Here is a 9,957-nt window from a genome sequence, read left to right as displayed (position 1 = left end):
TCTTGGTCGAACAAGATCCTCACGGGGCGGCCGCACCTATGCGCGGCCAGTTATCCGATTGCGATCACTCACGGACGAGAGTCTCGACCACTGTCTGTGACGGCACCACACAAAGATCGCCAGAGCCGTTCTCTGTGAGCGGGGCGCCGCCACGTGCGGGTGGGCGGCGCCCGCGCCGAGGTCCACAGGGAACTCACAGCCCCTGGGCAGGCCGCTCAGGCGGCGGCTTCGGCGGGTTCCCTGACGGGCAGCGGCGTGACCGGGGCGGGGTCCTCGCGCGGGAGCAGCCGGGAGGCCAGCGCGATCAGCACGCCGAGGACGACCGCGACGCCGAGCGCCGTACGCAACGAGGTGGCGTCCGAGATGAAGCCGATCACCACGGGCCCGAGCAGCAGGCCCGCGTACCCCATGGCCCCCGCCTGGGCGATCGCGGGACCCGGCGTGCCGGTCGCGGTGCCGGCCAGCGACAACGTGAGGGGCGAGATCGTCGCCACGCCGAGCCCGACGAAGAACATCGCCGCCACCGCCACCAGGGCCGCCGGCGCGATCAGTACGGCGGCGAAGAAGCCGGCCGTGGCCACGCCGGAGACGGTCAGCATGCCGCGTACCCCGAACCTGGCCCGCAGCCGGTCGCCGGTCAGCCGGGCGGCCAGCATGCCGGTCTCGAAGACGGGGTAGCCGAGTGCCGCCAGGGCCTCGGGCGCGCCGAGTTCGTTGCGCATGTAGAGACCGTTCCAGTCGGCCACCGTGCCCTCGACCATGAACGCGAAGAACATGATCGCGCCGAGCAGGTAGACGACCGGCGGCATGCGGCGCCGGCCCGCCGGACCGATGCCGGTGGACGGGGGCTCGGGCAGGTGCGTACGGCCGATCAGCACGGTGACGGGCAGCGCGGCCAGGCCGACCAGGGCCACGTTGGCGGTGAACGGCAGGCCGGCGGCGATGGCCAGGCTGCCCAGGGCTCCGGCGGAGATGGCGCCGACGCACCAGCCGGCGTGCATGCCGTTCATCAGCGGCCGCCCGTAGGCCTGCTCGACGGTGGAGCCCTGGGCGTTCATGGCGACGTCCATGACGCCGAAGGCCATGCCGAAGAGCACGACGGCCACCATGAACAGCGGCAGGTTGGGGGAGAGCGCCACGGCCACCAGGCTGAGTGCCGTCAGCGGGCCACCGATCCGCAGAACCGCCCTGCTGCCCGCGCGCGCCATGACGCGCCGCATGGACTGCATGGTCACCAGAGCGCCCAGGCCCCATGCCAGCAGGATCGTCCCGACCATGGCCTCGGACAGGGCCAGCTTGTCGGTCAGGGCGGGGATGCGCACGGTCATCGTGCCCACCATCAGGCCGGCAAGGACAAAGGTGAGGACCGCCCCGTAACGGGCACCCCTCAGCTCGCGGGTCATAAGGCCACACCTCACACGGAGTCGTTGTCTTCAGGGGTTCCGGACGCATGGGCGTCCAGGCAGGGGAGGGAGAGCGGGGTCGCTCACCGCAGGGGAAAAGCCCCGGCTCGATCGGGCCGTGACCGGCCCGTGAGCAGGGGTGTCGAACGGAATCGGCGCGTGAACTCGCGCGGGGTCGGCCGCCCGTGGGCGGGCGGGCCGGGGACGGCTCAGGCGGGAGGTTTGAGCAGCGCCCTGAGGCGGCCCTCCAGGGCCTGGAGATCGTCGTCCGTGTTGAGCTCCGGATCGTGGCTCGCCACGTCCCAGAGCCCCTCACACGCCAGCCGCACGATCTGGGCCGCCAGCGGGTCGGGCTCGTCGCCCAGCTCCTCGCGATGCCACCGCGACATCGCCTCGCGCAGCGGCGCCAGCAGGAAGAGGTTGCCCGACGCGCCTGTGACGACCGCCCATCGTCGCAACCTGCCCGATCGTACGGCGGCCAGGGTCGCGCCCAGATAGCGCCCGGTGTAGGTCTCGTCGGGCTGGGCGGCCATGAGCTCGTCGAAGTCGTCGATCAGGCGCTCCACCATGCCCTTGATCAGGGCTTCTTTGGAGGCGTAGTGATAGAGCAGGCCGCCCTTGCTGACGCCCGCCCGGTCCGCCACCGCGGCCAGGGTGAGCGCGGTCGAACCCTGGTCGCAGAGGAGTTCCTCCGCCGCGTCCAAAAGCTCGTCCCTTCGCATGGCTCCGACTGTACCGTCCGGACGGTACAGTTGCAAACGAGATACTCTGAACGCGTGACCAGACCGTCGGCCTATCTTGATCATGCAGCCACCACCCCGATGCTGCCCGAAGCGATCGAGGCCATGACGGTCCAGCTCCAACAGGTCGGAAACGCTTCCTCGCTGCACGGCGCCGGGCGCCGGATGCGCAGAGTGGTGGAGGAGTCACGCGAGACGATCGCCGACGCGCTGGGGGCGCGGCCCAGCGAGGTCGTGTTCACCTCGGGCGGCACCGAGGCGGACAACCTCGCCATCAAGGGATTCTACTGGGCGCGCCGCCCTCGCAGGCGCGTGCTGATCAGCTCCGTGGAGCACCACGCCGCGCTCGACCCGGCCCAGTGGCTGGCCGACAGCCAGGGCGCCGCGGTCGAGCTGCTGGAGGTCGACGAGCACGGCCGCGTCCGTCCCGAGACCCTGCGCGCCGCCATCGCACGCGACCCCGACGACGTCGCCGTGGTCAGCGTCCTGTGGGCCAACAACGAGGTCGGCACCGTCCAGCCGGTGCGCGAGCTGGCCGCCGTCGCTCACGAGCAGGGCATCCCGTTCCACACCGACGCCGTCCAGGCGGTGGGGCAGCTGCCCGTGTCGTTCGCCGAGTCGGGGGTCGACGCGCTCACGCTGACCGGCCACAAGATCGGCGGCCCGATGGGCGCCGGCGCGCTGCTGCTGGCCAGAGGGCAGACGCCGGTCTCCGTGCAGCACGGCGGTGGTCAGGAGCGCGACGTACGCTCCGGCACGCTCGACGCCCCCGCCATCGCGGGGCTCGCCGCGGCCGTCAGCACCGCCGTGAAGGAGCAGGAGGCCCTGAGCCGCCGCCTGGCGTCGCTGCGCGACGAGCTGATCGAGCGCGTACGCGCGGCCGTCCCCGACGTCGTGCTCAACGGCGACCCCGGCCATGCCTCCCAGCAGAGCGCCTCCGCGTCGGGCGGACGGCCTGAGGTCTCCCCGGGAAGGTTGCCGGGCAACGCCCACTTCTCCTTCCCCGGCTGCGAGGGCGACGCGCTGCTCATGCTGCTCGACGCCAAGGGCGTGGAGTGCTCGACCGGGTCGGCCTGCTCGGCCGGCGTCGCGCAACCGTCGCACGTGCTGCTGGCGATGGGCGCCGACGCGGCGGCGGCACGCGGCTCGCTCAGGTTCACCCTCGGGCACACCTCGACGCGTGACGACGTCGACCGCCTGATCGAGGTGCTGCCCGCCGCCGTCGAACGCGCCCGCCGCGCTGGCCTCGGCTGACCGCCCACTTCCGCCGTCAGGTGAGCAAGCCGTCGGGTGATCAACGGCGCCGCAGCGACCCGGCTGCGGCAGGCGTCAGGTGAGGAACGGCGCCAGGGCCGTCCAGCCAGGGTCGGCGGCCACGTCGACGCGGGGCTCGCCCTCCTCCCAGCTCACGATCAGCTCCTTGGCGTGGATCGCGGCGTCACCGGTCGGATCGGCGTAGACGTGGATGATCCGGTGCCCCTCCGTGCTCAGGTGCGCGGCCAGCACCGCGTCGTCACCCAGCTTGAGCAGGCGGGCCGCCAGGCGTTCCTCGAAGTCGCGCAGCGCCTCCAGCGAGCCGTCGACCGGCAGGCCGTTCTCGTCGCGGTGCGCGTACGGCAGCGTGATCGCGATGTGCTGGTCGCAGAGCGGGTGGTCGACGGGGCGCAGCGGATGGCGGACCGTGGCGATGAGCGGCACGCCGGTCGCGGTCTGGCCCTGGAGCAGCGCCCACTCATCCTCCGCGTAGCCGGAGGCCACGTCGGCGACCACGGCCGGCAGGTGCACGGCGGCGACGGCGTCGATCGGCTGGAACGTGGCCGGGGTGATCTCGCCCACCCATCTGGCGACGTCGTCCTCGCCGAGCAGCCAGTCGAGGGCCAGCAGCGTGGCCTCCATCCTGGTCTCCTCGTCGAGCTCGGCGAAGATCGGGTGGTAGGCGGCCACGTCGACCCTCGGTTGGTTGCGCGGCACCCGCAGCCCGAGCATCAGCTTGTCGAGCGCGAACGCGTAGCCGCCCACCTCGATGGTGAGCTCCGCGGCCTGCGGATTGGCCTGTCTCGACGGGTGGAACTCCCACAGCAGGTCGGCGGCGGGCGCGGCCCTGGCCCAGCGGTGGGCGAGCGGGCGCAACTCGGCGTCGCCCGCCGCGGTCACCACGAGGGCGTGCGCCGCCTCCCTGCCGGGCGCCACCTCCCAGACCAGCTCGGGATGGATCGCGGAGACCGCCGGAGCCAGACACTCCTCCAGCCCCGCCGCCTCGCCCTCGGCCACCAGCGAGTCGAGCCGGGGCCTGGTCTCCTGCCACCACGTCCAGAACCCGGCGATGGCCTCGTCCTGCCCGCCGGCCTCTTCCTCTTCGTCCTTGCGCCCGAACAGTCGCATGCGCTGAATCCTCGCAGACCGCGGACCCGATCGCGCACATGGCCGCGCACATGGCCGGGCACATGGCCGGGCACATGGGCTGCGTACATGATGGCTGCCCACATGGCCGGGCACTCCCGTACGGACAGTACGCTGAGAAGGTCATGGGACTGCGTGTGCTTGCCGCCATGTCGGGCGGCGTCGACTCCGCCGTGGCCGCCGCTCGGATCGCCGAGGCCGGTCACGACGTCACTGGTGTGCACCTCGCTCTTTCCGCCAACCCCCAATCCCACCGCACGGGTGCCCGGGGCTGCTGCACGATCGAGGATTCTCGCGACGCGCGGCGTGCCGCCGACGTGATCGGCATCCCCTTCTACATCTGGGACATGGCCGAGCGGTTCCAGCGCGACGTGATCGAGGACTTCGTGTCCGAATACGCCGCGGGCCGCACGCCCAACCCGTGCCTGCGCTGCAACGAGAAGATCAAGTTCTCCGCGGTGCTCGACCGGGCGCTGGCCCTGGGCTTCGACGCGGTCGCCACGGGCCACCACGCCAGGCTGGTCGACGGGGTGCTGTCCAGGAGCGCCGACCAGGGCAAGGACCAGTCCTACGTGCTCGGGGTGCTCACCCGCGAGCAGCTCGGCCACGCCATCTTCCCCCTGGGCGACTCCACCAAGGTCGAGGTGCGCGAAGAGGCGGCCCGGCGCGGGCTGACGGTCGCCGACAAGCCCGACAGCCACGACATCTGCTTCATCGCCGACGGCGACACCCGCGGCTTCCTGTCCGAGCGGCTCGGTGCGGCGGAGGGCCCGATCGTCGACCAGGAGGGCGCCGTCGTGGGCAGCCACCAGGGGGCCCACGGCTTCACGATCGGCCAGCGCAAGGGTCTGCGCATCGACCGCCCGGCCCCCGACGGCAGGCCGCGTTATGTCCTGTCGATCGAGCCGGTCTCCAACACCGTCACGGTGGGGCCGCGCGCGGCGCTGGAGGTCACCTCGATCACCTGCGGCGCCCCGGTCTGGAACGGCCCGTCCCGCTTCGACGACCTGACCGTGCAACTGCGCGCCCACGGGGAGGTCTACGGCTGCCGGTTCGAGGAGGCAGGCGGCGGGCTCCGCGTCGACCTCGACCGCCCGGCCACGGGGGTCGCGGCCGGGCAGGCCGCCGTCCTCTACTCCGGCGCCACGGTCATCGGCTCGGCGACGATCCTCTCCGCTAGCTGAGGGTGGCCGACTCGCCGACCTCCAGGCGGCGGATCTCGGCCTTCTGCTTGTCCGACTCCATCTTCAGCCAGTTGTCCAGCACCGTGAGGCCGAAGTCGTTGAGCAGGCCGTCATGGGTGGAGAACGCCCGTCCAGGGCGCACCTCGCGCAGATAGCCGACCATCTCGCTGAGCTTCAGCCAGGGTGCGTTGGTCGGCGCCAGCAGCGTCGGCACCTCCACCTCGGGCACGGTCAGGGCGTCGCCGGGGTAGAAGAGCTCGTCGTCGATCATGAAGCCGACGTTCTGCACGACGGGCATGTCGGGGTGGTTGACGGCGTGCCACTCGCCGAACACCTTCACCCGGAAACCGGCCGTCTCGAAGCCGTCGCCATGGCGTACGACCTGCACCTTGGCCGGCACGTCCGCCAGCGCTGCGGCGACTGCCTCGCACGTCCAGATCTCCAGGCCGGGCGGAGCGGCCTTCAGCTTGTCGACGTCCACGTGGTCGAAGTGCTCGTGGGTGATGAGAACCGCTTCGGCGCCCTCCAGGACGGGGCTCTCGCCGAACGTGCCCGGGTCGATGACCAGGACCTTGCCGTCCTTCTCCACGCGGACGCACGCGTGTTCGTATTTCGTGAGCTCCATGCGGCAGAGCCTACGCTTGTGCCCATGTCTACAGTGCCCATGGGCCAAGCCACCGGGATCGGCTCACATCCCGGCGAGGATCATCTTGAGGCGATCAGGGTCGTGTTCGGCGAGGTGCCCGGGCTGCCCTACCTTCCTGAGCTGCCCGCCCGGGGCGTCGGCGCCGACATGGTCGGGCGTACGGCGGGGCTGCTCGTCGACCTGCCGGTCGAGGTGCAGCCGTCCGGCTGGCGGCTGAGCGACCGTCCGGGGCGCGACCACCAGCGGGCCCTCGACCACATGCGCCGCGATCTCGACGGCCTGGAGGAGATCGCGCACGACTACGCGGGGCCGCTCAAGCTGCAGGTGTGCGGTCCATGGACGCTGGCCGGCGCCATCGAGCTGAAGCACGGCGACAAGGTGCTCGCCGACGCGGGAGCCGTACGCGATCTGACGGCGTCGCTGGCGCAGGGGGTCGCGGACCACTGCGCGGAGGTGCGGCGGCGGCTGCCCGGGGTGACGGAGATCGTGCTGCAGCTTGACGAGCCGGGGCTGCCGGGGGTGCTGGCCGGCACGGTGCCCACCGCCTCAGGGTTCGGACGGCTGGCCGCGGTGGAGGGATGGAGGGTGGAGGAGTCGCTGCGGCTCTTCGACGCTCCCGTGGTGCACTGCTGCGCGCCTTCCGTGCCTTTCGCCCTGCTGCGGTCGGCGGGGGTACGCGGCGTCTCCGTCGACGCCTCACTGGTGCGGCGCAGGGACGACGACGCCCTGGGCGAGCTCTTCGAGGCCGGGATGGTGCTGTTCATGGGCGTCGTTCCAGGCAGGGAGACCCGGCTGCCCGGCCCGGCGGCGATCGCCGGGCCCGCGGTGGAGTTGTGGCGGCGGCTCGGGTTCGCGCCCGACCGGCTGGCGACGCAGGTGGTGCTGACCCCCTCGTGCGGGCTGGCCGGGGCCACGCCGAGGTACGCACGAGCGGCGCTGGCCGCCTGCGAGAAGGCCGCCCAGGTGCTCAGGGACGATCCCGCGGGCGGGCGGCAGGCCGGCTGACCGCTCACGAACCCTCCACGCGACGACCGGCCGTGGCGTGGAGGGCGCGGCGGGCGTACACGTGTCCGGGCGGCGTTGTCCGGAGACGGGTGCGAGGCGCGTGGAGGAAGCCGTCCGACCTGGGGGAGCGCGCACTTTCACGGGGGCCTAAAGGTGCGTCCACAGGCGACGCTTCTGTCGGTGCCGAGCGGTAGCGTTTGCTCAGAATGTTGAGGGAAGGAGAGGCCGTGGGCGAGCCATCCACTGAGGTCGCCGGGGTGCCGGTGTCCGCGCTGAAGCGGCATGCCGAGCTGAGCGAGCTGGTCGACGAGGCTCGCTGGCGCTACTACGTTCTCGATCAGCCCACGGTCAGCGACGCGCAGTTCGACGAGTGGTTCAAAGAGCTGCTGGCGCTGGAGGAGGCGCATCCGTCGCTCCAGACGCCCGGCTCGCCCACCCAGAAGGTCGGGGCGCCGGTCAGCGGTGACTTCGCCAAGGTGCGCCACCTGGCCAGGATGGAGAGCCTCGACAACGCCTTCAACGACGCCGACATGGCGGCCTGGCAGGCGCGCGCCGAGCGGCTGGCCGAGGGCGACCCGGGCCCCTACCTGTGCGAGCTGAAGATCGACGGGCTGGCCATCGCGCTGGTCTACCGCGACGGCAAGCTGGAGCGCGCCGCCACCAGAGGCGACGGGCGCACGGGTGACGACGTGACGGCCAACGTGCGCACCATCAAGGGGGTGCCCCACCGGCTCAAGGGCGACGACGTGCCGAGCCTGGTCGAGGTGCGCGGCGAGGTCTACATCCCGGTCGACGACTTCAAGAAGCTCAACGAGCAGCTCGTCGAGCAGGGCAAGCCGCCGTTCGCCAACCCGCGCAACTCCGCGGCCGGCACGCTGCGGCAGAAGGACCCGCGCATCACGGCGCAGCGCCCGCTGCGCATGCTGGTGCACGGCATCGGCGTCTGGGAGGGCGCGACCGAGCCGCGGGCGCAGTCGGAGGTCTACGACCGGCTGCGCCAGTTCGGGCTGCCGGTCAGCGACCTCTACCGGGTGCTGCCGGGCCTCACCGAGATCAACGAGTTCATCGAGCACTACCGCGCGCATCGCCACGACCCGCCGTACGAGATCGACGGGGTGGTCGTGAAGGTCGACGACTTCCGCACGCAGCGTGAGCTCGGCTCCACCTCGCGTGCGCCGCGCTGGGCGATCGCCTTCAAGTATCCGCCGCAGGAAGTCAACACCAAGCTGCTCGACATCCAGGTGGGCGTGGGGCGCACGGGCCGCGTCACCCCCTACGGCGTGATGGAGCCGGTCGTGGTGTCGGGCTCGACCGTCGAGCGCGCCACGCTCCACAACGCCGCCGTCGTGGCCAAGAAGGGGGTGCTCATCGGCGACACCGTGGTGCTGCGCAAGGCGGGCGACGTCATCCCCGAGATCGTCGGGCCGGTGGCGGCGCTGCGCGACGGGTCCGAGCGGGAGTTCGTCATGCCGACGCACTGCCCGGAATGCGGCACCCCGCTGGCCTACGAGAAGGAGGGCGACGCCGACCTGCGCTGCCCCAACGCGCGTGGTTGCCCCGCCCAGATCCGCGAGCGCATCTACTTCGCGGCCGGGCGCCGCGCGCTCGACATCGACGGCCTCGGCTACGTCGCGGCCACGGCGCTCACCCAGCCGCTGCCGCCGCAGCAGCCCGTGGTGCGCACCGAGGCCGACCTGTTCGACCTGACACTCGACCAGCTGACCCCGATCAAGTCGGTGGTCCGCGACCCCGACACCGGCCTGCCCAAGATGGACCCGAAGACGGGGGAGCAGAAGGTCGTCTCCTTCTTCTCCAACATCAACGGCGAGCCCAGCCAGAACGCCCTGCAGCTCATCGAGGAGCTCGAACGGGCCAAGCAGGTGCCGCTCGCGCAGGTGCTGGTCGCCCTGTCGATCAGGCACGTCGGCCCGCCCACGGCGCGCGCCCTGACCGACACCATGAGATCCATCGACGCGATCATGAACGCGTCGGAGGAGGAGCTGGCCGCGGTCGAAGGCATCGGGCCCCGGGTCGCGGCCACGATCCGGGAGTGGTTCGCGGTCGACTGGCACCGCGAGATCATCGACCGGTGGCGGGCCGCCGGGGTCCGCATGGAGGACGAGCCGGCCCCCGAGAAGGGCCCGCAGACCTTGCAGGGGCTGACGTTCGTGGTGACGGGCACGCTGGAGGGCTACACCCGCGACTCGGCCGCCGCCGAGCTGACCGGCAGGGGCGGCAAGGTGGCGTCGTCGGTGTCGAAGAAGACGTCGTTCCTGATCGCGGGCGAGAACGCGGGGTCGAAATACGACAAGGCAGTCGACCTTGGCGTGCCGATCCTCGACTCCGAGGGGTTCGAGATCCTCCTCAACGAAGGCCCGGAGGCCGCCGCCGAGGCCGCCACCCCACCGGAGTCCTGACCGTCCACGGGGGCCGCGGCTTCAGGGACTCGCATGGGCACGGTCGGCGAGTACGCATCCTTCGAGGGGCGGGCACGGGTTTCCGCGCGGCGCGCGTGACAGCGGCCGCGCGGTTGCTGTTCGGGCGATGAGGCGGGTTCCCCATGCTCCTTCGCTATGGGC

8 protein-coding genes are annotated in these 9,957 nt (G+C 71.8%); 4 read left to right on the top strand and 4 right to left on the bottom strand.

What is annotated here, in order from left to right:
- Positions 1 to 215: 215 nt before the first annotated feature.
- Positions 216 to 1,403, bottom strand: coding sequence for an MFS transporter (locus GUY59_RS44245; protein ID WP_138208835.1), 1,188 nt, complete (start codon positions 1,401 to 1,403; stop codon positions 216 to 218).
- 209 nt (positions 1,404 to 1,612) lie between these two features.
- Positions 1,613 to 2,125, bottom strand: a complete 513-nt coding sequence (locus GUY59_RS44240; protein ID WP_132341690.1) for a TetR/AcrR family transcriptional regulator — start codon at positions 2,123 to 2,125, stop codon at positions 1,613 to 1,615.
- A gap of 54 nt (positions 2,126 to 2,179) precedes the next feature.
- Between GUY59_RS44240 and GUY59_RS44235 the strand changes: the two genes are divergently transcribed.
- Positions 2,180 to 3,397, top strand: coding sequence for a cysteine desulfurase family protein (locus GUY59_RS44235; protein ID WP_289514355.1), 1,218 nt, complete (start codon positions 2,180 to 2,182; stop codon positions 3,395 to 3,397).
- 75 nt (positions 3,398 to 3,472) lie between these two features.
- Here GUY59_RS44235 and GUY59_RS44230 read toward each other — a convergent pair whose 3' ends face one another.
- Entirely contained in the window at positions 3,473 to 4,525 is a 1,053-nt protein-coding gene (locus tag GUY59_RS44230; RefSeq protein ID WP_138208333.1) for a DUF695 domain-containing protein, read from the bottom strand.
- Positions 4,526 to 4,668: 143 nt separating this feature from the next.
- On the opposite strand from GUY59_RS44230, the gene mnmA reads away from it, so the two are divergent.
- Positions 4,669 to 5,727, top strand: coding sequence for a tRNA 2-thiouridine(34) synthase MnmA (gene mnmA, locus GUY59_RS44225; protein WP_171055616.1), 1,059 nt, complete (start codon positions 4,669 to 4,671; stop codon positions 5,725 to 5,727).
- On the opposite strand, the gene GUY59_RS44220 is transcribed toward mnmA, so the two are convergent.
- Complete coding sequence (locus tag GUY59_RS44220) at positions 5,720 to 6,352, bottom strand: MBL fold metallo-hydrolase (RefSeq protein ID WP_132341686.1); 633 nt, start codon at positions 6,350 to 6,352, stop codon at positions 5,720 to 5,722. The genes mnmA and GUY59_RS44220 overlap by 8 nt on opposite strands.
- A gap of 24 nt (positions 6,353 to 6,376) precedes the next feature.
- On the opposite strand from GUY59_RS44220, the gene GUY59_RS44215 reads away from it, so the two are divergent.
- On the top strand, positions 6,377 to 7,378 hold the full coding sequence (locus tag GUY59_RS44215) for a methionine synthase (protein WP_138208332.1): 1,002 nt from the start codon (positions 6,377 to 6,379) through the stop codon (positions 7,376 to 7,378).
- A gap of 227 nt (positions 7,379 to 7,605) precedes the next feature.
- The gene (gene ligA, locus GUY59_RS44210; protein WP_252375247.1) at positions 7,606 to 9,795 is read left to right on the top strand and encodes an NAD-dependent DNA ligase LigA; all 2,190 of its coding nucleotides are present in this window, start codon (positions 7,606 to 7,608) and stop codon (positions 9,793 to 9,795) included.
- Positions 9,796 to 9,957 lie beyond the last annotated feature (162 nt).

The sequence above is a fragment of the Nonomuraea sp. K271 genome (assembly GCF_009908215.1).
GTDB classification, from domain to species: Bacteria; Actinomycetota; Actinomycetes; order Streptosporangiales; family Streptosporangiaceae; genus Nonomuraea; species Nonomuraea longispora.
The sequence above is the reverse complement of the archived record's forward strand: the minus strand, read 5'-3'. Positions and strand labels throughout refer to the sequence as shown.

Bases quoted from the DNA above. Each gene is read 5' to 3' on its own strand.
- GUY59_RS44245 (WP_138208835.1), bottom strand. From the start codon at position 1,403: ATGACCCGCGAGCTGAGGGGTGCCCGTTACGGGGCGGTCCTCACCTTT.
- GUY59_RS44240 (WP_132341690.1), bottom strand. From the start codon at position 2,125: ATGCGAAGGGACGAGCTTTTGGACGCGGCGGAGGAACTCCTCTGCGAC.
- GUY59_RS44230 (WP_138208333.1), bottom strand. From the start codon at position 4,525: ATGCGACTGTTCGGGCGCAAGGACGAAGAGGAAGAGGCCGGCGGGCAG.
- mnmA (WP_171055616.1), top strand. From the start codon at position 4,669: ATGGGACTGCGTGTGCTTGCCGCCATGTCGGGCGGCGTCGACTCCGCC.
- GUY59_RS44220 (WP_132341686.1), bottom strand. From the start codon at position 6,352: ATGGAGCTCACGAAATACGAACACGCGTGCGTCCGCGTGGAGAAGGAC.
- GUY59_RS44215 (WP_138208332.1), top strand. From the start codon at position 6,377: ATGTCTACAGTGCCCATGGGCCAAGCCACCGGGATCGGCTCACATCCC.